Origin of the sequence: Legionella worsleiensis, from assembly GCF_001467535.1 — a bacterium.
Lineage (GTDB): Bacteria > Pseudomonadota > Gammaproteobacteria > Legionellales > Legionellaceae > Legionella > Legionella worsleiensis.
Genome location: NZ_LNZC01000029.1, coordinates 5180 through 28644, shown reverse-complemented (window position 1 = coordinate 28644; position 23465 = coordinate 5180). Strand labels below are relative to the sequence as shown.

The window sequence follows — 23465 nt, the reverse complement described above, 5'->3', positions numbered from 1 at the left end:
GTGCTACATGTACTGTTACTACTTGCAACAATTGGTGCAGCAGGGATATTGATAACTCGTCAGGCATCAATAGCGGTATGGGCTATCAGCTTTACTCTTTTTATGGGTTTGGTATTCAAGTTTGGTTCACCCGGATGGTTTGCTCAGACCATGCTCTGGACAGTTGAACTTGTGTTGTTAGCCGGGATGGTAAAACCTTTACGCAGGGCATTGATATCAAAACATTTGTTTAAAATCATCAGTAAAGCAATGCCTGCAATGTCCAGTACTGAGCGAGAAGCTCTGGAAGCGGGAACAGTCAGTTGGGAAGGCGATATCTTTAGTGGTGCTCCTGATTTTGCCAAGTTACGCAGTGAGCCTGTTGTGCACTTGACAGAAGAAGAACAGAAGTTCCTTGATGGCCCGGTTAATGTCTTGTGTTCCATGCTTGATGATTGGGATATTACTCATAATCGTACTGATTTACCTCCAGAAGTATGGCAGTTTATCAAAGACAACCGTTTTCTGGGCATGATTATACCCAAACGTTACGGAGGGTTAGAGTTCTCTGCTACAGCGCAAATGTCCATTTTGGTTAAAATTTATGGTCGCTCTATTACCGCTGCTACTACAATCTGTGTACCAAACTCCCTGGGGCCAGGTGAATTGTTACTAAAATACGGCACTGAGGAACAAAAAAATCATTACCTGCCACGATTGGCTGATGGAAGGGAAATCCCCTGTTTTGCATTAACTGGACCAAATGCCGGTTCTGATGCTGCTTCTATTCCTGATGAGGGTATAGTTTGTCGCCAGGAATTTAACGGTAAGGAAGTTGTTGGTGTTCGTTTAAATTGGGATAAGCGCTACATCACTTTGTGTCCGGTTGCTACAGTCATAGGATTGGCATTCAGAATGTTTGACCCGGAAAATATGTTAGGTAAGGGAGAGGATTTGGGTATTAGTTGTGCATTGATTCCTTCCTCAACTCCTGGAGTAACCAAAGGAAGAAGACATTTTCCATTAAATACCGGTTTTTTAAATGGACCAACTCAAGGAAAAAATGTATTTATACCCTTGGACTATTTAATCGGTGGCGCCGCTATGGCTGGGCAAGGCTGGCGCATGTTAATGGAGTGCTTGAGCGCTGGACGTGCTATTTCTCTGCCATCAAGCGCCAGTGGCGGCGCTCAGGCTGTGGCTCTTGCTTCTGGAGCTTATGCACGGATTAGAAAGCAATTTAATCAACCCATAGGTAAATTTGAAGGTATAGAGGAACCTTTGGCACGAATTGCAGCCAACACTTATATTATTGACTCTGCACTGACTATGGCAGCTGCTGCCATAGATCACGGTGCTAAGCCATCCGTTGTTGGCGCAATTCTAAAATATCATTCAACCGAGCGAGCAAGAACCGTTGCTTTGGATGCTATGGACATTCATGGTGGTAAAGGCATTTGTTTAGGCCCCAATAACTACCTGGGTCGAGGATATCAAGGTTCTCCTATCGGAATTACTGTAGAAGGGGCAAACATTCTAACTCGTAGTCTGATTATATTTGGTCAGGGTGCAGTTCGTTGTCATCCTTATGTATTTAAAGAGTTGGAAAGTGTGCGTAATAATGATTTGAAGCAATTTGACAATGCGTTTTTTGCTCATGCTGGATTTATACTGGCTAATTTCACCAAGTCGCTGGTATTTGCCTGGACTGATGCTCATTATTCAAAAGCACCGACCAGTTCGGTAAAACGATATTATCAATTAATTCATAAATACAGTGCAAATCTTGCTTTTCTTGCTGATTTTTCTATGGTGGTGTTAGGTGGTGGCCTAAAGCGCAAGGAAAAACTGTCTGCACGTTTAGGCGATATGTTAAGTTGTCTTTACATGGCATCTTGTGTTTTAAAGCGTTTTTATGAGGATGGCGAGCCAGTAGCTGATCTTCCCCTGGTTCAGTGGTGTTGCCAGCAACTATTGCACGAATGTGAAGATGCAATGCATGGCGTGATTATTAACTTTCCGGTGCGTTGGGCACGAATCGCTTTACCCTTGATTTTAAAACCATTAGGCAATAAAAGACATATCCCCAATGATCAGTTAGGTCATAAGTTGGCGAAGATGCTTATTGAGCCCAATGAAACTCGTGCTCGCTTAACTCGACTCGTTTATAAAACGCCAAGCAATAATTGCCCCTTAGGTCGCATGGAAGAGGCATTTTATAAAATCTGTGCGGTTGAGGATTTAGAGCGTAAAGTAATGAAGGCAGTGAAAGATCAGGTGTTAAAATCACTTAACTTTAAAGATCAGATTGCAGAGGCCTTGAGCTGCGGAATACTGACCTCTGAGGAAGCTAAAGAGCTCGAACAAGCCGAATTAGCTCGTCAGGATGTAATTAAAGTGGATGATTTTGCTGATGATGAACTCAGAAGAACTTCTCCTAAAGCGGGCATCATTAAAAAGAAAGCCCACAAAGACAATATTGAAACAGAGATTATTTAATTCGTACCGATTTAATACTTCTTCCCTCGGTTTGGCGTAATTTATGTGGCAATAAACCGAGGGATATACCGTTTTCTCCCGCAAAAGGCATCAGTATTCAAAGATCCTATTGCGAGAAAGGGGGCAGTTTGAAGTGAAATTTAAAATCTCTGCTCAGTTCAAAATTGATTTTTGTTTTAAAAACAGGACTGTTGGGTATATGTTCAAAAAAAACAATAAATTGTGAATTCAAGCCTTGTTAACAGCTCTTAAATTAATAATAACCTCTTAATTTAGCTTAAGTTAGCGTTGCCTTGAGTACTTATCGGTAATTTAAGCCGGTTTTGACTGATTTGCACTAAATCTGAATGTTTCATGACATTTTCATGCTAACAGACCCTGCAAAATAGGTTATAATCTAAACAAATGACTTAAAATTGCTAAAGTATAGCCTAAATGACGATCATTTAAATTTTAAGTGACTGTATAATCGAGTTTGAATTGGGTCAAAGACTTTATTTTTTGGCGTATATGGAGAAGTTAAATATTGCTCTATACTTAACAGTGTATGGCTCGTTTGTTCGTAGGTTATGGGCATTTTGAAGTCATTAGGCAGGCCTTTTGTTATTATGGCTGCTTAATAAAAGGAATCTTAATAAAGAGATAGTGACAATAATAATGACAGAACCCAATTCCAGCATATTGCTCGCTCGTCAAGGTATTTATGACAAAAAGGGTATTGTCTGTGCCTACGAAATACTTTATCGCAATGGCAACCCTCAATATGCGGATGTGGATAACACCAATCAATTTGAAGGCGATTCAGCAACTTCATCAGTTCTCACTCAAATGTTTACCAATATGGACATGAGGACACTTTTAGGTAATAAAAGAGCCTATATAAATTTTACCTATAATAATCTTATTCAAAAGATACCTTTGTTGTTACCGAAAGATAAAATAGTTGTTGAAATTCTTGAAACAGTTGAACCAGATAACGACATCATTAAAAATTTAAGAGTACTGAAAAATAAGGGCTATCAGATTGCCCTGGATGATTTTGTCTACCAAAAAAATCTTGAAGCTTTTGTTGAAATTGCAAATGTAATTAAAATAGAGGTTCTTAATCAAGATGAAAAACACATAGAAAAACAATTATCTCTGCTTAAAAATTACAAAGGTATTCTTTTGGCCGAGAAAATTGAAACAAAAGAGCAATTTCAAATATGTCGTAATTTTGGTTTCCACTATTTTCAGGGCTTTTTTCTTAATAAACCTGAGTCCATTGCGAGCACTAAAATTACCGAGAACAAAGCCCAGCTTTTGCGTCTTCTTGCTGAGTTAAACGATGATAATGTGCCCATGGAACGTATTGAGGAAATGATTTTACCTATTCCCAAACTCAGTTATCGAATTCTACGTTTGGCCAATTCACCAGCTATGTACAGAAGTAAAAAAATCGACAGCTTACTTGATGCCATTAAACAACTCGGGTTGTTTCAAATTCGTAACTGGTTGAATTTATTGTTGCTGTCCAGTTTTGATGAGGTAGCACCTGATCTTCTTGAACGCACCTTGATTCGTGCCAAAATGTGCGAATCTATGGCTAAAACCATGAACTACACTAACCCACATCAGGCGTATACTGTAGGGATTTTATCCACGCTGGATGGTATTTTAAATCAACCCTTGGGGTCTCTTTTAGCTAATATTCATCTAACTGAATCATTAAACGAAGCCATATTGGATAAAAAAGGTATGCTGGGCACCTTTCTTAAATATTCAATCGATTATGAACAGGCAAACTTCAGCTCCCTCAACGGCCTGCCACTAAAAGAAGAAGAATTAACCAGACATTATTTACAAAGTATTGAATACGCAAGTTCGGTAATAGACATACTTAATTTATAATGTTTCACGGGGTTGATTTTTTTCTTTGATTTGCAAACCATGAGTAAATTTTGATGAACAATCAGGCGAGTATCTTAGAATCAAAAAACAAACAGTATGTGCACGTAGTTCTGTAAGCAATTCTCTATTCAATGAATTCTATAATGACTAAATTAAACGAGGGTAAAACGCTACCCTTGGGATCTTAGGTCTCTTCTGCCAAATCGGGCATGGTGATATTGAGCTCAAGAACAGCATTATCGCCCATACGTTCTAAATTAACACTAACCTGATCTCGTGTTATGTGCACGTATTTTGCTATCACTGCAAGAATTTCTTCTTGCAGCTTGGGCAAATAATCTGGTGTGTTACGCTGAGAACGCTCATGAGAAATGATAATTTGCAGGCGCTCTTTTGCAACGGATGCTGTAGAATTTCTTCTACGGAGGTAATTAAAAATACTCATAGTGTCACTTCCTCCTTGTTTTTACTGAACAAGCGACGCAGTAATCCTTTGCGTTCGTTATTTATAAAGCGCATTGGTCTTTCTTCACCAAGAAAGCGAGCTATAGCATCCTGATAGGCAAGGCCTGCATCACTTGTTTCATCAAGGATTACCGGCGTTCCTGTATTAGAGGCTTTAAGAACAGATTTTGATTCGGGTATTACACCAATCAATGGTATAGCCAAAATTTCTTTAACATCAGTCACCGAGAGCATTTCGCCACGTTCTACCCGTTCTGGATCATATCGGGTTAAGAGCAGATGTTCTTGAATTGGAGTGGAATTTTCAACTGCTCTTTTGGTTTTGCTGGCCAAAATACCTAAAATTCTATCGGAGTCTCGTACCGATGACACTTCAGGATTAGTCACAACAATGGCATGATCTGCAAAATACATGGCCATTAGTGCACCAGTTTCTATGCCGGCAGGAGAGTCGCAAATAATGAATTCAAAATCTTTAGCCAACTCATTAAGTGTTTTTTCAACACCTTCAAGAGTTAAAGCATCTTTGTCCCGGGTTTGAGAAGCGGGTAAGATAAACAGATTGGGAACACGCTTGTCTTTAATCAGGGCTTGATTCAGACTTGCCTCACCGTTGATGACATTAACAAAATCATAGACCACACGACGCTCACAACCCATGATGATGTCAAGGTTTCTTAAACCTATGTCAAAATCTATTACCACCGTCTTGTGCCCTAAAAGAGCAAGACCAGAAGAAATAGCCGCAGATGAAGTAGTCTTTCCTACCCCGCCTTTACCAGATGTAATCACAATTATTTTAGCCAACGCTGAACCCTTCCTATTCTTCGATTCAACACAATATTTAACCAACAGTGTACACGTTAATGATTCTTTAATTCAAGATGTCAAGAGATTTAATCATAATTAAACCTGAAATAAGCACAAAAGTGTAATATTTATGATTTAAATGTTTAACTTTTCTTACAAAGAGAGTAAACTATTCGGTTAATCTTAACTACTGGAGTGAGAACACCATGGCTCTATCCATCGTTCAACATGCTTTGACTTTTGATGACGTCTTGCTCGTACCTGCCCATTCACTTGTTTTACCGAAAGATGTGTCTTTAATTACCCGTTTAACCCGGTCAATTAACCTGAACATGCCCTTGATTTCGGCTGCAATGGATACCGTGACAGAAGCTCGTCTGGCTATTGCTTTGGCTCAAGAAGGTGGAATTGGTATTATCCATAAGAACATGACTATTACCGAACAGGCTGAAGAAGTAAGAAGGGTCAAAAAATTTGAAAGCGGTATGGTTAAAGATCCCATTTCTGTAACACCTAATCTGACCGTTAGAGAATTAGTCGATGTGATGACCCGTTACAATTTTTCAGGGGTTCCTGTTGTTGACGGACAGGATCTGGTAGGAATCGTCACCAGTAGGGACATACGATTTGAAACGAATATGGCTTTGACTGTTGCGCAGGTAATGACCCCCAAAGAAAGACTGGTTACCGTAAAAGAGGGTGCCGGCAGAGAAGAAGTCAGAGCTTTGCTGCACAAACACCGAATTGAAAAATTATTGGTTGTCAATGATTCTTTTCAATTAAGAGGCTTGATTACTGTCAAAGACATTCAAAAAGCAAAAGATAATCCTTACGCCTGTAAAGATGGTTCAGAACAATTACGTGTTGGAGCTGCTGTTGGTGTTGGTGAGGGAACTGATGAACGTGTCGAAGCACTTATTGAAGCAGGTGTTGACGTTTTGGTTGTCGATACCGCTCACGGTCATTCGCAAGGTGTCCTCAAACGGGTTAAATGGATAAAACAGCATGCCCCAGAGGTTCAGGTTATTGGCGGCAATATTGCTACTGCTGCAGCTGCCCGTGATTTATATGACGCTGGCGCTGATGCGGTTAAGGTAGGTATAGGCCCTGGTTCTATATGTACTACACGTATAGTTACTGGTGTAGGTGTGCCGCAAATTAGCGCTATTGCTAATGTGGCTAACGAACTTAAAGGTGCGATTCCGGTTATTGCTGATGGTGGTATACGTTTTTCAGGCGATGTATGCAAAGCATTGGCTGCTGGTGCCGATACAGTGATGTTAGGCGGTATGTTTGCCGGTACTGAAGAGTCTCCGGGAGAAATTGAGTTGTATCAGGGGCGTACCTATAAAAGCTACAGAGGAATGGGCTCCATAGGCGCCATGTCTTTGTCTCAAGGTTCCAGCGATCGTTATTTTCAAGATGCGTCACAAGGTACAGAAAAACTCGTCCCTGAGGGAATAGAAGGAAGAGTACCTTACAAAGGACCAGTCCAAACAATAATTCATCAGTTGTTAGGAGGATTACGTTCATGTATGGGATATACTGGATGTTCAACAATTGAGGAACTGCATTCTAAAACACAATTTGTTCAGGTTACCAATGCGGGTATGCGTGAATCACACGTACATGATGTCAGCATAACCAAACAGGCGCCTAATTATCAGGTGGATAATTAATCATGATTGATTTAAAACAACGTCCTCTAGTGATACTGGATTTTGGTTCTCAGTACACACAGTTAATCGCACGACGAGTTCGTGAAATGGGAGTTTATTGCGAAATACATCCCTACGCTATAGATCAGAGCGTGTTTGAGCAGTTGGCTCCTTGTGGTGTTATTTTATCTGGCGGCCCTTCAACCGTCACGCACGATGCCAATCCTCGTGCACCTCAATGGCTTTTTACTTGCGGTTTGCCAGTATTGGGTATTTGCTATGGAATGCAGACCATGGCGGTACAACTGGGTGGTGAGGTGCAGTCGTCTTCTATAAGAGAATTTGGCTATGCTGAGTTAAGCTTGCATGGACAAAGCAAATTGTTTGAACGTATAGAGGATCGTACCTCAGCAAATGGCGAGGCGCTTTTGGATGTATGGATGAGTCATGGCGATAAGGTCACGCAGTTACCCCCTGGCTTTAACGTTATTTGTGAAACACGTAATGCGCCAATTGCTGGTATGGCTGATGAAACACGCCATTTGTATGGATTGCAATTTCATCCTGAAGTCACTCACACAGTCCAAGGGTTACGTATTTTACAACGCTTTGTTGTTGATGTGTGTAACGCACCCACTACCTGGACTTCAGGGCGTATTATTGATGAAGCCATCAATACAGTCAGAGCAAAAGTAGGCGATGAAAAAGTTCTTCTTGGTTTGTCTGGGGGAGTTGATTCTTCTGTTGTTGCAGCTTTGCTGCACCAAGCTATAGGCAAGCAATTAATTTGCGTTTTTGTTGATACCGGTTTACTAAGATTAAACGAAGCAGAACAAGTCATGACTATGTTCGGTCAACATATGGGGATCACGATTATTGCCGTGAATGCTGAAGAAAAGTTTTTATCAGCCTTGCGAGGAATTACTTGTCCTGAAGAAAAAAGAAAAATAATAGGCCGAACGTTTATAGAGGTTTTTGACGAAGAAGCGCAAAAAATTGAAGGGGTTACCTGGCTTGCTCAGGGAACAATTTATCCTGACGTCATTGAATCTGCGGCAACCAGTAATAATGGGGCGTCTGTTGTGATTAAATCCCATCATAATGTTGGCGGATTACCTGAAACCTTGAATTTAAAACTATTAGAGCCTATTAGGGAATTGTTTAAGGATGAAGTGAGAAAAGTAGGTCTTGAGTTGGGCTTACCTCATGATATGGTTTACAGACATCCATTTCCAGGGCCAGGATTAGGTGTGCGCATTCTTGCGGAAGTCAAAAAAGAATATGCCGATATTTTGCGCCAGGCTGATGCCATTTTTATTGAGGAACTTCATGCGGCGAAGTTGTATCATAAAGTGAGTCAGGCTTTTGCCGTGTTCTTACCAGTGAAAAGTGTTGGTGTAATGGGTGATGGGCGTCGTTACGACTATGTCATTTGTTTGCGAGCAGTAGAAACGGTTGACTTTATGACGGCTCATTGGTCTCAATTACCATGGGATTTTCTAGGTACTGTTTCTAATCGTATTATCAACGAAGTTGAAGGTGTTTCCCGGGTGACCTATGATATTTCTGGTAAGCCACCCGCAACCATAGAATGGGAATGAACGATAAATTTTGGATGCAAATGGCCTATGAACAGGCACTTCTTGCTCAGTCAGAGGGAGAAGTGCCGGTAGGGGCCGTACTCGTAAGCCATGATAACATCTTGTTGGGTAGTGGTCGAAATGCAGTCCAAAAAAGTAATGATCCTTCAGATCATGCAGAATTCATTTCCATAAGACGTGCGTGTCAACAGCTTCAAAATCATCGATTATTGAATACCACACTGTACGTCACCCTCGAGCCTTGCGTCATGTGCGCCGGCCTCATTGTTCAGGCGCGAATCAAGCGCTTGGTGTTTGCTGCCAGAGATTTTAAAGCGGGTGCGGCAGGTTCGGTATTTAATTTGCTGCAAGGTTATCCATTAAATCATAAAGTATTGATAGATGAAGGAGTTATGCACACTGAGTGCTCCAATTTATTATCCAATTTTTTTAAAGCCTGCCGATAGTTGTACCCGTTATTCCGCACCTATCCCATTAAATAAAAAATCTTGAGACAGGATCATCTTTTTGATCTATTACTTCCTTCGGGATGTCAAAAAATACAATTCGTGGGCAACTAATACTCACTTAGTAAAAATAATCTATAATTAACCAAAAGAAATCATTTTGGAACCATATTATGCCAGGCTCAGTTTTAATAGCTGTTAGTAATGGTTTTGGAGGATATGGTGATTTTTTATTTGCCCTCAAACTAGCAGAGCAAGTTAGGAAAAATTATATAGCCTTGTTAGGCAAAGACAAAGCACCAGAAATTAAATTAATTACTCAAGCTAGTGGTCAACAAATAATAAAAAATTTGAAAGGAGATACGGAATTTAATGTTGAAGTATTAACTCCTGATGAACTCAAAGAAAAAATTGAAAAAAAAGAGTTAGAAATAGCATCTATAATAGAAGGACCGGTTTTCGAATCCAGTCTAATTCAGCGTATCAATAAAGCACTTGAAAAACAATCTCATCCCGTACCTTTAATAATGATGCCGGAATATGCTTACAGTGGCACATCTCATCGTCATATGATAGAAAATCAAAGACAGTTTCGAAAAAAAGCACTTAATAAAATATTTTATGTGGAAACTATTTATACCGGGTTTAACTCTAAAGCAGGTGAAAGAGGCATTATATTAAGTGATAATTTGATACACCCGGAAGAACCATCAGTATTATCCTCAAGGCTAGAAGAAAAAATAAGTGAAGCGCTTCTTGGTGGAAAAGACGTTGAAGCGTACCAAACTAATACTGACATGTACTTCCAGTATAGCCATGATACTTTTTCAACGACTCCAGAATCGTCAGCAGCAGAACGATTTTTAAAAACACATAGAATTTATGCAAAAAGCAGTAAAAAAAATCAAGATATACTAATGGTGGGAAAAACGGAGCGTAAAAAACGTGAGGCTTTAGAAAAGATCAAAAAACAACTTATTGCAGATGGTTTTACCAAAATTAGTTTTTATAATGCAGAGACTAAAAAGGAGGAGTACCTCTTTGGTCGACCCAATATTGAAGGTAGGCATTATCGTGTTGTATATAGCTCAGGCATGTCACATGCCTCAATAATTGCGGCTCAGGCTCTTTCTGGTGATTTAGTTGGAGCTACTGGAGATCAATCGTTCGGAGAGGCCGTAAGCGGTGATAAGATATTGATTTACGAATGTTTAAGCCATAAGCGGTTGTTAAGAGATGAGTACTACAACCAGTTAAAAAAGCTTGATCCTTCATGTGCAGATATACTTAACTTGTTTAGAAATGCTAAAAGTGAGTCTGACTACAAGCTCATGGAAGCATTACTGACCGAAGAGATGAAAGTAAAATTAAAAAACTTAAGTAAATGTTTTAGAGAATCGGGGGAACTTACAAAATTTACTGTAAATGCAGCTATGCCAATTGAATTACTAAGTCAGCAAATTATAAGGGGGCATATTCTTCCCTATAGTAACGACCCTAATTCAACATCATCATTAGAAAGAACTTTAAGGTTTGGCAATTTTGATGCTATTGGTCATGTAGTAGAACGACACACTTCCACAATTGATGAGCGTCGGAAATTCTGCGAGATATTAACCAAGAAAACTCATGAAGGATACTCTTTGCTCAGTGTTCTACGAAACGCAAAACCTGGTTTGTTTGAAACGAGTAGAGCAAGTTATCTTGCTATCCAATTTAATATCGATAAATACAAAGCTCCATCTGGGAGTAAACGCGAAAAGATGTTTAATGCTTACAAAGAGCTAATCTCCACCTTTACTATTCTTGGTGAAGGACAACATGATGAAGATGCTTTAATTGGCCTTATGTTACTAACCACTAAAAATATTTCAAATGAGTACTTTCTGTTCTCTCCAAGAAAAGGACTACTTTTTGGCAGCCAATTTTATTCAAATTTGGATGATACATTAAAAGATCTGGATATCAATTTAAAAAAAATTACCCCCCAAGAGAGACAACGCTATTATTCTGCGCTAGCTCGGGTTATGGAGAATAACCCCAACTTAATAGCTAACGAATACATACTTGATTCTTTAAGCAGAGAAGCAAATATAGTACTACCTAAAATTCCACCGCTTCTTACTGCTAGTAAGGCTAGAGAATTTCTACAGTCAGAAAATTTTCACAAAGCAGACTCAACGATATTCCATACTGCGACTGGTATATATAAAACTCATTCTGTCCCTTTGGATCAAGGGGGCTGGGGAAGCGTTTATGCCGCAAGACATTACTCTTCTTCTGAGTCGGGCATAAAAATATCAACTCCTCTTGCAATAAAAATGATGTCCTCGAGAAATCAATTGGCAATGAATAAAGAAGCGGAGTTGTTTAAGCAAGCATATCCAGAGGGGCATTTTGAACAATTTAATAAAAATGATACAACCTATTTAGCAATGCCATTATTTTCTGGTGTCCCCCTTGATAAATATTTGATGGAAAATTTAGAATTATCGAAAACTAGCCGTCATGAAATAGCAACCTCATTACTTGAATGCCTAAACTCTATTCATAAACATGGGGTGATTCATAATGATATAAAGCCTAAAAATTTACTTTACGACCCAGTTGCAAAAAAAATACATATTGTAGACTTTGGATGTGCCGAAAAAGAAAGTACTAGAGTTCAATTTAGAGATGTAAATACAGCTAAATTTGCAATAGAGTATATGCCTCCAGAGTATTTAGAAGGGGGATTGGTAACAAACAAAACTGATGTATATTCCTTAACTCTTAGCTTGGCTGAAATTTTGGGTATAAATAAGCATAACCTTGTGAAAGGCCGGATGGAAAGAGCATTGATGAAAATTAAAGAGCCTATAAAAACATCAATTATAAAGGCCTTTAATTCTACGGGCTCATTAGATGATGCAATGTTTGCAAGGGACGTGAGCAGGCATTGGAAAAATCCTGAATTTAAAAATTTTATTACGAAATTTGTGAATGAACAATATGACTTCAGACCTTATGAAGAAATACTAGGGGCGGATGTAATTGAATTGTTAAACAGTATGCAAAATGCGACTCCTGCTCAAAGACCTAGTATTGAAAATGTCTTAGAAATTCTAAACCGCAAAGAAGCAGAAAAAATATTGGAGAGTAATTTATGAAATAGATACCCGTTGATGAACTTAAAAAAACAAAGTGGGCAGGTATTTTTCCTTTCTCGGCTAAGAGCGTCTGACCAATGCGGATTGCGCAAAAGGTTGTCGACTTATTGACGGTATAAATTGCGTACATTTGCTGGCAGATTTTATGGAATAGAATCAATTGAAACGTCAGTAGTTTGTATTCCAGAACGTGAACAAAAACAGTGTCCTATTTCGCACTGTTCAAATCGTGAATCAATTTTTGCCTTAAACTTTCCTGCTCCTCAACGGATAAGGGATGACCTTGATGGTTAGTGATGTAAAACATATCCTCTACTCGTTCTCCTGCAGTTGCAATTTTGGCGTTATGCAAATGAATGTGCAAACTGAGAAATACCCTGCTGATTACTGCCAGCAAACCGGGTCTGTCATTGGTTATCAGGAATAATCGAGTATGTTGGTTGAGTTGGTCTTCGCTGTAATGAATTTGTGTTGCTACATTAAAATGAGCGAGTGCCCTGGGTAATCGTTTTCGAGCCAGTGGCGGAAGGTGTTCTTTATCTGCAAGATGAAAGCGTAGTGCCATTTGAATGTTATTGGTTCGTTCTTCATCAAAAAAAGCTTGATTACGTTCATCCAGAATAATGTAGGTGTCGAGATCAAATTGATTATCACAGGTTGTAATCGTTGCTTCCTGAATGGTTACGTGATGATTGCTTAATACCGTGGTAGTGATGGTAAATCGTTCATCTCGGTGAGGGGTATAAATAAATACCTCTGTTCCTCCCTGGCTGTGATGCGGCATGATCAGTACCAGAGGAAACTGAGTGCAGGACAATATTGCCCGAGTATGTCGTGCGATGATTTCGGGTGATTCGTGAAGAAAATATTTTGGTTTAAATTGGCTCCAGAGCTTTTGAATGGATTCATCGGTAATGTTTTCTGCAGTCAGTAGTGAGCGAGCAAGTTGTTTTCGTACATTAATCAGTTCGTTCTCATCCATAAGCTCCTGTTCCTTTTGCATCATGTGCTTTGCTGCCCTGTAAAGTTCTTTCAGTAAAGAGTCTTTCCATGCATTCCACAAAGTCGGGTTGGTTCCGCATATATCCGCTACGGTGAGCAAGTATAAATAATCCAGATAACGTGGATGAGGAAGCAGTTGACAGAAATGTTCAATGGTTTTGGGATCGTAAATATCTTGGCGTTGGGCTGTCTGAGACATTAACAAATGATGACGTACCAACCAGACAAGTAAGTCACTGTCTTCACTGTTGATATGATGTCTTTGAGTGAACAATTGGGCTTCTATTGCACCGAGTTCGGAATGATCGCCTCCTCGCCCCTTGGCAATATCATGAAATAAGGCGCTTAAATATAAAATTTCCGGTTTCTCAATAGTTGGCATTATTTTGGCGCAAAGTGGAAACTGATTGGCATAAGTCTCCTGTTTAAAACGAGTCAGGTTACGAATGACAAAAAGGGTGTGTTGGTCTACGGTGTATACATGAAACAGATCATATTGCATTTGGCCTGTTACAGAAGCAAAGCAATCAAGGTAATGAGCGAGTACACCGTAACGATTCATGCGTTGCAAGGCTTCATAAGGATCGTATTGTGTTTTTAAAATATGGATAAAAAGTTGCGTTGCTTCTGGAGAATCGCAAAATCGCTTACTCATTAAAAACAAGGATTCTCTGATGAGGCGAACAGTACTGGCTCTCACTCCTTCGATATCAGGGCGCTGTGCTATCCAGAGAAAAAGCTTCAGTATGGAATGGGGGCGATTTCTAAAGACTTGGGTATGACGAACTTCTATGTATTTGTTGGATAGTTGAAACTCATGGTCAAGAGGAATAATTTTTTGCTTTTGCTGATGGGCAATAGTTTCTTCAAACCATTGCAAGAGCATTTCGTTTAATTCACGATTACGTTTTATGATTTGAAAGTAATCTTTCATAAATTGCTCTATTGCCAGAGAGTGTGGTTTGTCCTCATAACCAAACACCTGCGCAAGTTTCACTTGATAATCAAAAGACAAGCGTTCTTCAGCTTTTTCAGCAAGCATATGAAGAGCAAAGCGCACTTTCCAAAGAAAGTGTTGGCAATACATCAGTTGTTCATATTCCTTTTCGGTAATAAATCCATAAGCTATTCCATCAGAGAGTTTTTTGATATTGAAATGGCGTTTGCCAATACTTAGCAGTATTTGCAAATCCCTTAATCCGCCTGGACCATGTTTAATATTTGGTTCCAGGTTATAAGCAGTTTCTCCATATTTTGTATAGCGCGTAGTTTGTTCTTGTTCCTTGGCATAAAAATAAACGTGACTTGGCCACATGTGCAGAGGATGAATTTGATAGGTTAATTCCTCCATTAAGGTGCCTTTACCGCAAATGAGGAACATATCCATCAGGGTAGAAATTACTGTTAAATCCTTGCTGGCTAGCTCTGCGCAGCTATTGACAGCAGTTAATTGATGGCTGACTTCCAAACCGATATCCCAGCAATTTTGAATAAACATTTGTGCTTTTTGCAGTTGTTTTTCAGTGATGGGTTCGCTATACAGAATAAGTAAATCAATGTCGGAATGAAGTTGAAGCTCTCTGCGTCCATAGCTTCCCAGGCCAAGCAGACAGAATTGCTCCTCTTGATCCATTTGGTTTTTAGTAAAAAGTTCTATGAGCAGGTTGTCAATAAATACAACCAATTTTCGAGTGATGGTTGTTATATTGGTTTTATGTCTGAATTCATTACACAGCTCATCCTTGAACTGTTTTATAACATTTTTAATCGCTTGATTATCGTTCTTCATTACGCAGGGTCAAAATTTCTACACCATTATCTGTAACGAGCAGGGTATGTTCCCATTGTGCCGAAAGACTGTGATCTTTGGTCACTACAGTCCAATGATCCGGTAATAAACGAGTGTGGTGTTTTCCTATGTTTACCATGGGTTCTATAGTAAAGGTCATTCCAGGTTCCAGTCTCATTCCTGTTCCGGGCACGCCATAATGCAAGACTTGCGGATCCTCGTGAAATATTCGGCCTATACCATGACCGCAGTAATCACGAACAACGGAACAGCGGTTTTTTTCAGCATGTTGTTGAATGGCATGACCTATATCTCCCAATTGAACTCCGGGTTTAACCATTTCAATACCAATGAACAAACAATCGTGGGCAATTTGTACGACGTGCTTGGCTTTGATGGACGGCTCCCCAACAATAAACATTTTGCTGGTATCGCCGTGGTAATGATCTTTGATTACCGTCACGTCTATATTGATGATGTCGCCATTTTTCAGCGTTTTCTTGCCTGGGATTCCATGACACACCACGTGATTAATCGAGGTACATATGGATTTGGGGAAACCATTATAATTTAAAGGGGCAGGGATAGCTTGTTGTACGTTTACGATGTAATCATGGCATAAGGTATTCAGCTCATCGGTGCTTACACCTTCCTTGACGTAAGGTCCTATCATTTCCAGTACTTCACCTGCCAGTCGACCCGCAACCCGCATTTTTTCAATTTCATCAGGTGTTTTTATTGTAACTGCCATTATGGTTTTTCCCAAAAATTATTATCTTAACACATGCAAAAGGAGAGAAACAGTATAGCATGTCAGGGTAGGGCTTTAGCTGGCGGAAGAAGGGTGGGGGTGTGGGTGGTTTAATTAGTTTTTACTCAATCAAATCTTAAATAGTCTTTGCCACTCCCTTTATTTTTTATCCTGTTTTAAAATGGGGCGCACGTAAGGAAAATACGGTCAATCCTTGGGTTTTGAACCATTCTTTGTCTTCGTTAATAACCCGATCAGTAAGGTCTGGTATTGATGCAAGGCTTGGATGATCTGTTGTTGTGAAATATGTTTGCCCCATAACATAAAACTCTTTGCTCTTTTGCGTTGGAGTAACCAGAACATGACCATTGGGAACCAATTGCATTATTTGATTTATAAATGCACTGATTTCGTCGGTTTTTTCAATCCCATTACGTACACCCAATAAATAAGGAACAAAAGCAGTGTCAAAAAGCGGTTTGTTTTTGTGGTTTATCAGATGCTTTAATTCACCGGTGTGAAAGTGAATGGAGTGCTCGAGTTCATAAGCTTTGGTATCTTTATTGCTCAGCGCATAACGAAGCAGTGACATAATATAAAACAAATACTGACGTCTTAGGGCGTTAGGATTAAGAAGCCATAAAACGGTATGGCTTATTCTGCCCTTGGGTAGACGAAGAAGGGGGGGATACCAGCAGGTCAGTGCAGTTAATAACTCACCTACAGAGGGATAAGGCTTATTTTGTGTATCGTATTCTCTGTAATGATAATATTTTTTGTAGGCTTTCATCCACGCAATGGTTACAGGGTCTTTATCATAAACCGTAATTGATCGAGCTCCAGCCTTGGCAAAAATAAAACAGCTAATTCCATAACCGGGAATGATGAGTATGTTTTTGTTGTGGATGTCTTTATGCAGAGGATAACGCTGCGGATGTTCATTGTTCAATACCGATGAGAGATAGCGTTCGGCTCCCATAGGATAAATTAATACTTCTTGTTGATCCGTAGTTCGAGTAATGCGTTGTCCCAGTATCCAGTTTTGTTCTCGTTTACTTAACACCGTACCTGTGAAATCAGTATCCGTCATGTAACCTTCCTTTTATTGTTGCTCTGAACAACGGAATTAGAATTTTACTGGCTAATACAATGCTCATCTACTCTTTTCAGTGCAAAAATATCAGATAAGTGGTATTATCACTAGATAAATTGAACTAATTGATCTCATATTGCCCATTCAGCCCGGAACTGGTTACCTCTTGCGCTAGCTGTAACGGAGTAAAGACTGTATCGATTATGAGGACAAAAAAAGGTCGGGTACATGTTAGAAGTAAAAAATATCAGTATGCAGTTTGGGCCAAAATCCCTGTTTCAAAATGTCGATTTAATTTTATTGCCTACCCAGCGTTATGGAGTAGTAGGGGCAAACGGCACAGGCAAATCCACTTTTTTAAAAATACTGGCAGGGGAAGAACAACCCTCTAACGGCAGTGTTGAAAAAGCCAAAAATCTGAAGATAGGTATTCTAAAACAAGATCATTTTCGTTATGAGGAAAACAGGCTTGTAGATGTGGTTATTAAAGGCAATGCTGCATTATGGGAAGCGCTGGTTGAAAAAGAGAACTTATACACCAAAGATGTTTTTAGTGAAGCCGATGGCTTTCGCTTGAGCGAATTGGAAGAAATCGTCATGAATCAGGGCGGCTATGAAGCAGAGGCTACAGCCAGAAAGCTTCTGTTGGGTCTCGGTATTGCGGAATCATTTCATTACGGTCCTTTGAGTGCATTATCTGGAGGATATAAACTAAGGGTTTTGTTGGCACAAGTGCTCTATCAACAACCCGATATTATGTTGTTGGATGAGCCGACCAACCATCTGGATATAATCTCCATTGCCTGGCTTGAAGAGTTTTTGAAAACCCAATTTAAAGGGTTGCTGATATTCATCTCTCATGATCGCAGTTTTTTAAATAATCTTTCGACCAATATACTGGATATAGATTACGATACGGTTCTTGATTATCCAGGTAATTACGATAAATTTTGTCTGGCAAAAGAAGAAAGTCTGCGTTTAAAGCAATGTGAGTTGAAAAATCAGGAAAAAAAGATTGAATCCTTACAAAGCTTTGTCGATCGTTTTGGTGCAAAAGCGAGTAAAGCCGGTCAGGCTGCATCTCGGCAAAAAATGATAGACAGGATAGAACTTGTTGAAATCAAAGAATCTAACATTGCCAAGCCTTATTTTAATTTCCATCAAAAAAAACCGTCAGGTAAATCAGTAGTTCAGATAGAGCAACTGCATAAACGATTTGGCGAACGAGTTTTACTCAATGATGTTTCATTTACCATTCAGCGTGGCGATAAATGTGCGATTATCGGGCCTAATGGTATTGGAAAATCAACATTATTAAAAATTTTACTCAATGAACTCAATGCGGATAGTGGCGTATTTCAATGGAATGATACAGTAAGCATAGGTTACTTTGCTCAGGATTATCGTACTCAACTGGTACCGGAACAGACTGTATTGCAATGGCTTGAAGATCAGATTGCTGCCTCATCACAAGATATCCGAAAAATTCTGGGGCAAGTTTTGTTTCGAGGCTCGGATGTGGATAAAAAAATTGGCTTGCTAAGCGGGGGAGAATCTGCCCGCCTGGTGATGGCACGGCTTATTTTACAAAAACATAATGTCCTAATCTTTGATGAGCCAACCAACCATTTGGATATGGAATCTATAGATGCATTGATTGAAGCAATTCAGAGTTTTCAGGGTGCTGTGTTGTTTGTCAGCCATAACCGTTACTTTATTGACCGAATTGCAACTCGTGTATTGGTTTTAACGGAACGATATGGCGTTCAAAACTACCTCGGTAATTATAACGATTATCTGGAACAATTTGGCGAAGATTATCTCGCAACCGCATAACCTATATTAGGTTACAGCATCTCATAACCTACTCATAAATTATGAGATGCTGTAATTTCATGTTCAGTTGTTAATGGCTTTCTTAAGTGGGTGATTGGCATGACGAACTGGCATTTGAAGGTGGATTGACTGGCGGCAAATAAACCTCATTAAAAAAATCAAGCTCATAAGAAACGGATTTCGTAAAAGCGCTTACCAGTCGCAATTGTTTGCTTTGATGGGATTTATTGACCAGTGAATTAACAGTTGCCGCCAGTTCTAAAGTGATTCGAACAAATTCATCACTAGAATAGGTTGCAATCCAATCATCATAAGGGTGATCTGTCATAATCTCTTTGGGCGATTTTAACATGCCAAGCTGATAATATATCCAAAAACAAGGCAATATACTGCATAAAGCCTCGGGTATTTTGGCTTGAGTGGATGCGGTAAGCAAATAGTCTGAATAGTGCGTAATTGCAGTACCCATTTGGTGTTCGTGGAAGTCTTTAAAGTGAGCGCTGTATTTTAATTGCATGCTGTGCTCACTGCTGACTACCTCATGTGCAAGTTGGGTCAGTTGCAGTGACAGGCTTGGATTTATTATCTGGGTTCTTGCAGCAAGAGTATGTAACACTTTTGCAAAAACACGCAAATATAAAAAATCATCTCGTAGATAATGACCGAATTTAGCCTTTGGCAGCGTTCCCGCTAATAACTCTTGGTTAAAAGGGTGACTGTAAATCAGATCAAGTGATTTTTGATTGATATGAATTAACCTGGAAAAAAAACTACCTTCAGGTATGGGCTGATAAAATAAATGGCAATATTTCAAATAAGTCATGGTTCACACTTCCTTCGCAGGCATTACCCAGATCAGGTACTAAGGGTTTGTCTCAGCCAAACACAATAAAGGTTCAGCACCCCTGGTGATAAATTGTCGTCCATTTTAGAAGCATGTTCTTTGCGAGTCAATACAACACCATGACTGTTCCATTTCGAAGGAACAGCTGTACCAGAAACGATTTATATATCCATTAATATCATTGCGGTATTTCGTTCAATATGTTATAAATACGGCGCTTTAAATACACACACGTTTCGGCACATACGTTAGGGTCCCTTGTGGGTTTCGTATGGGAGGCGTGGAGGCTTAACCCTGGAGATATAATATGAAAGTCAGTATGCGAGAATTGCTGGAAGCGGGTGCACATTTCGGTCACCGTACCCGTTATTGGAACCCTAAAATGGGCGAGTACATCTTCGGTTCACGAAATAAAATCCACATCATCAACCTGGAAAAAACTATGCCCATGTTGAACGATGTTGTGAACTACGTTGGTCGTCTGGCATCAAACAAAGCAAAAATTTTGTTTGTTGGAACTAAAAGAGCAGCTCAGGACAGTATCCGTGAACATGCCAAGCGTTGCGGTATGCCCTATGTTGACCATCGTTGGTTAGGCGGTATGTTGACTAATTACAAAACAGTTCGTCAATCTATATTCCGTCTGAAAGAATTAAAAGAGATGAAAGAAAAAGGTCTCTTTAACGACATGATTAAAAAAGAAGCTTTAATGCTGACCCGTGAGCTTGATAAACTAGAGCGTGGTCTTGGTGGAATAGAGCATATGGGCGGTTTACCTGATGCTTTATTTGTTGTTGACGTTGGTTTTGAGCACATTGCTGTAGAAGAAGCCCGTCGGTTAAAGATTCCTGTCATTGGTGTTGTTGATACCAACAATAGCCCAGACAACATTGATTACGTTATTCCTGGTAATGATGATTCCATGCGAGCAGTAGATATTTATGTTCGATGCGTTGCTGATGCAATTCTGGATGCAAAAAACAGCAATACTGTAGGTGGTATGTCTTCTGATTCCGAATTTGTTGAAGTCGCTACTGAAAAAGCAGCTAAAGCTGGGGAATAATTAATATTTGAATAAAGGGGGCGTTAATTTTAATTAGCCCCCTTTTTGCTATGTGGAGAAATGAATATGTCAACAATTAGTGCTGGATTGGTAATGCAACTTCGTGAGCGTACAGGCGCAGGCATGATGGAATGTAAAAAATTTCTAATTGCAACTAACGGTGATATAGAGCAGGCTATAACCGAAATGCGTAAAGCCGGCCAAGCTAAAGCAGATAAAAAAGCAGACCGAGTTGCTGCTGAAGGTATAGTCGTTATTGCCCGATCTGCAGATGAAACTTCTGCTGTTATGATAGAAATCAACAGCGAAACAGATTTCGTTGCTCGTGATGAGAACTTTACCGGTTTTGCAAATGCCGTTTCTCAAGCTGCGTTAAACAGTTCAGCAACTGATATTGCTTCTTTATCTGATTTGGCCTTAACTGGTGGTGTGACTGTTGAACAAGCCAGACAACAGCTGGTTGCCAAGATTGGTGAAAACATCAAACTAAGACGTATTGAACGTATTAGCTGTGCAGGGGGCGTAATTGGTTACTATTTACATGGCTCTCGTATCGGTGTGATGGTAGCTCTGAAAAATGGTACAGAAGAATTGGCTAAAGACATTGCCATGCATATTGCAGCGAGCAAACCTATTGTTGTAAATCGTGATCAAGTATCTGCTGATGCAATTGAAAATGAAAGAGAAATTTTCACTGCTCAAGCTAAAGAAAGCGGTAAGCCACAAGAAATTATTGATAAAATGATTGAAGGTCGAATTAACAAGTTCATCGATGAAGTCAGTTTGTTGGGTCAGCCTTATGTGAAAAATCCCGATATTAAAGTCGGTCAGCTTTTGAAAGAGAAAGGCGCAGAAGTGGTTTCTTTCATTCGTTACGAAGTCGGTGAAGGTATAGAAAAGAAAGAAGATAATTTTGTTGAAGAAGTAATGGCTCAGGTTCGTTCATGATGAATGAAAGTCACCCGAAAATAAAATACAAACGCATATTGCTTAAATTTAGCGGCGAAGCCTTGATGGGTAAGTCGCAATTTGGCATAGATCCTTCCGTTCTGGATAGTTTGGCTCGTGATGTTGCTGAATTAATCCAAATGGGAGTAGAAGTGGGTTTGGTTGTTGGTGGCGGTAATTTATTCCGTGGAAAAGCCCTTTCCCAAGCGGGGTTAGGGCGAGTAACCGGTGATCACATGGGCATGTTGGCGACTGTGATGAATGCCTTGGCAATTCGTGATGCCCTGGAGCGGATCGATTTGCCGGCACGTATTATGTCAGCTATCCCCATGATGGGAGTCGTTGACTCATATCACAGACGAAAGGCGATGACTCATTTACGCAATGGTCACGTTGTAATTTTTGCTGCGGGCACTGGAAATCCTTTTTTTACAACAGATACTGCTGCGTGCCTTAGAGCTATTGAAGTGGGTGCTGATGTTGTACTTAAAGCCACCAAAGTAGACGGTGTCTATTCAGCCGATCCATTTAAAAATCCAGATGCTGTTCGATACGATTATTTAACGTATAAAGAAGTATTAACCAAAGGTTTGGAAGTCATGGACTCCACAGCAATTTGTTTGTGCCAGGATCAAAACATGCCATTACAGGTTTTTGATATGGCTGCACCTAACGCATTAAAGCGAATTGTAACCGGGGAGCGAGTAGGAACTATAGTCGGAGCAAATCATGATCAATGAAATTAAACAAGACGCAGAAAAGCGGATGAAGAAAACTATTGAATCATTGCAAGTGGACATGTCAAAAATTCGTACTGGAAGAGCTAATGCGGGTTTTTTAGATCATGTTCAGGTTGATTATTACGGCACTCTTACTCCTCTTGGACAAGTCGCCAATATCAGCGCCAGTGACTCAAGAACCATCACAGTAACACCTTGGGAAAAGTCTATGGTAGCTGCTATTGAAAAAGCGATTTTAACTTCTGATTTGGGTTTAAATCCTTCTACAGCAGGAAGTGCTATTCGTGTACCTATGCCACCTCTAACGGAAGAGCGTCGCAAAGAGTTAATTAAAGTCGTTCGTGGTGAAGGCGAACAAGGTCGAGTATCTATTCGAAACATCAGAAGAGATGCGAATAACCAACTTAAAGACTTAGTGAAAGAAAAAGTAATTTCTGAAGATGATGAACGACGGGCCACTGAAGTCATTCAAAAACTTACAGACAAGTACATTGCTGAAATTGACGCCATTCTTGTTGTGAAAGAAAAAGACTTGATGGAGTTTTAAGTCTTTTGGCTGTAATTCAATAAATAGTTTTTTTGGGGTAACCAAAAACTTCCTGGAAATTACTTCTTTTATCTAGGTCGTGTTGCGAATTGCTCCTGCCTACGTGCCTCGGCTTGTCCGAGGCATCCAAGAGATCTGGATTAAGAACACATTTCCTCATACAGATCACGCCACCCGTGATTAAGATCTTCAATCAAATTAATGTTCCATTGTCTGCACCAGTTTTTAAAACGTTTTTCACATTGAGCGTCCTCCAGGTAAGTTGAATGCATTTCTTAATAGACCAACATATGAACATTATACCGTGCAGGTAAATCCCCATGAATGAGTCCAGACTAAATGTTAGAGAGTGTGC

At 39.8% G+C, this 23465-nt stretch carries 17 protein-coding genes and 1 riboswitch; of the genes, 11 read left to right on the top strand and 6 right to left on the bottom strand.

Translation table 11 applies throughout. From position 1 onward, the window contains the following. Both Lwor_RS11430 and Lwor_RS11425 read left to right on the top strand, forming a co-directional pair. Nucleotides 1–2478 carry an acyl-CoA dehydrogenase gene (locus Lwor_RS11430; protein WP_058494018.1) on the top strand — a complete coding sequence of 826 codons (2478 nt, stop codon included), beginning with the start codon at nucleotides 1–3 and terminating at the stop codon, nucleotides 2476–2478. Nucleotides 2479–3135: 657 nt separating this feature from the next. Continuing rightward, the gene (locus Lwor_RS11425; protein WP_058494017.1) at nucleotides 3136–4368 is read left to right on the top strand and encodes an EAL and HDOD domain-containing protein; all 1233 of its coding nucleotides are present in this window, start codon (nucleotides 3136–3138) and stop codon (nucleotides 4366–4368) included. A 184-nt stretch (nucleotides 4369–4552) separates the two neighbouring features. Here Lwor_RS11425 and minE read toward each other — a convergent pair whose 3' ends face one another. Together minE and minD are read right to left on the bottom strand one after the other, a co-directional pair. Further along, a complete protein-coding gene (minE, locus tag Lwor_RS11420; protein WP_058494016.1) occupies nucleotides 4553–4813 on the bottom strand; it encodes a cell division topological specificity factor MinE in 261 nt (86 codons plus the stop codon). After that, a complete protein-coding gene (gene minD, locus Lwor_RS11415) occupies nucleotides 4810–5640 on the bottom strand; it encodes a septum site-determining protein MinD (RefSeq protein WP_058494015.1) in 831 nt (276 codons plus the stop codon). The genes minE and minD overlap by 4 nt, the downstream gene beginning before the upstream one ends. A 209-nt stretch (nucleotides 5641–5849) precedes the next feature. Here minD and guaB point away from each other — a divergent pair, with 209 nt between their 5' ends. From guaB to Lwor_RS11395, 4 genes are all read left to right on the top strand, one after another. Next, nucleotides 5850–7322: an IMP dehydrogenase gene (gene guaB / locus Lwor_RS11410; RefSeq protein WP_058494014.1), complete on the top strand. Its 1473-nt coding sequence runs from the start codon at nucleotides 5850–5852 to the stop codon at nucleotides 7320–7322. A 2-nt stretch (nucleotides 7323–7324) separates the two neighbouring features. Beyond that, a complete protein-coding gene (guaA, locus tag Lwor_RS11405; RefSeq protein ID WP_058494013.1) occupies nucleotides 7325–8902 on the top strand; it encodes a glutamine-hydrolyzing GMP synthase in 1578 nt (525 codons plus the stop codon). Further along, the gene (gene tadA, locus Lwor_RS11400; protein WP_058494012.1) at nucleotides 8899–9348 is read left to right on the top strand and encodes a tRNA adenosine(34) deaminase TadA; all 450 of its coding nucleotides are present in this window, start codon (nucleotides 8899–8901) and stop codon (nucleotides 9346–9348) included. Before guaA ends, tadA begins: the two co-directional genes overlap by 4 nt. Nucleotides 9349–9521: 173 nt before the next feature. Continuing rightward, entirely contained in the window at nucleotides 9522–12497 is a 2976-nt protein-coding gene (locus tag Lwor_RS11395) for a serine/threonine-protein kinase (RefSeq protein ID WP_058494011.1), read from the top strand. 208 nt (nucleotides 12498–12705) lie between these two features. Here the strand turns inward: Lwor_RS11395 and glnD are convergent, their stop codons facing one another. The 3 genes from glnD to Lwor_RS11380 all read right to left on the bottom strand — a co-directional run bounded on the left by glnD (nucleotide 12706) and on the right by Lwor_RS11380 (nucleotide 17129). Then, nucleotides 12706–15288 carry a [protein-PII] uridylyltransferase gene (gene glnD / locus Lwor_RS11390; protein WP_058494010.1) on the bottom strand — a complete coding sequence of 861 codons (2583 nt, stop codon included), beginning with the start codon at nucleotides 15286–15288 and terminating at the stop codon, nucleotides 12706–12708. Next, a complete protein-coding gene (map, locus tag Lwor_RS11385; protein ID WP_058494009.1) occupies nucleotides 15275–16039 on the bottom strand; it encodes a type I methionyl aminopeptidase in 765 nt (254 codons plus the stop codon). The genes glnD and map overlap by 14 nt, the downstream gene beginning before the upstream one ends. Nucleotides 16040–16205: 166 nt before the next feature. Further along, nucleotides 16206–17129 (bottom strand): hypothetical protein, encoded by a 924-nt coding sequence (locus Lwor_RS11380; RefSeq protein ID WP_058494008.1) that lies wholly within the window; start codon nucleotides 17127–17129, stop codon nucleotides 16206–16208. A 231-nt stretch (nucleotides 17130–17360) separates the two neighbouring features. Between Lwor_RS11380 and Lwor_RS11375 the strand changes: the two genes are divergently transcribed. Beyond that, nucleotides 17361–18968: an ABC-F family ATP-binding cassette domain-containing protein gene (locus tag Lwor_RS11375; protein ID WP_058494007.1), complete on the top strand. Its 1608-nt coding sequence runs from the start codon at nucleotides 17361–17363 to the stop codon at nucleotides 18966–18968. 82 nt (nucleotides 18969–19050) lie between these two features. Here Lwor_RS11375 and Lwor_RS11370 read toward each other — a convergent pair whose 3' ends face one another. Next, nucleotides 19051–19791 (bottom strand): TenA family protein, encoded by a 741-nt coding sequence (locus tag Lwor_RS11370; protein WP_058494006.1) that lies wholly within the window; start codon nucleotides 19789–19791, stop codon nucleotides 19051–19053. Continuing rightward, nucleotides 19783–19885, bottom strand: a riboswitch (TPP riboswitch). Its footprint overlaps the gene before it by 9 nt. Nucleotides 19886–20119: 234 nt before the next feature. Here Lwor_RS11370 and rpsB point away from each other — a divergent pair. From rpsB to frr, 4 genes are all read left to right on the top strand, one after another. After that, a complete protein-coding gene (gene rpsB, locus Lwor_RS11365; RefSeq protein ID WP_058494005.1) occupies nucleotides 20120–20875 on the top strand; it encodes a 30S ribosomal protein S2 in 756 nt (251 codons plus the stop codon). A gap of 66 nt (nucleotides 20876–20941) precedes the next feature. Beyond that, nucleotides 20942–21823, top strand: a complete 882-nt coding sequence (gene tsf / locus Lwor_RS11360) for a translation elongation factor Ts (RefSeq protein WP_058494004.1) — start codon at nucleotides 20942–20944, stop codon at nucleotides 21821–21823. Then, complete coding sequence (gene pyrH / locus Lwor_RS11355; protein ID WP_058494003.1) at nucleotides 21820–22563, top strand: UMP kinase; 744 nt, start codon at nucleotides 21820–21822, stop codon at nucleotides 22561–22563. The genes tsf and pyrH overlap by 4 nt, the downstream gene beginning before the upstream one ends. Beyond that, on the top strand, nucleotides 22553–23110 hold the full coding sequence (gene frr, locus Lwor_RS11350) for a ribosome recycling factor (RefSeq protein ID WP_058494002.1): 558 nt from the start codon (nucleotides 22553–22555) through the stop codon (nucleotides 23108–23110). Before pyrH ends, frr begins: the two co-directional genes overlap by 11 nt. Nucleotides 23111–23465 lie beyond the last annotated feature (355 nt).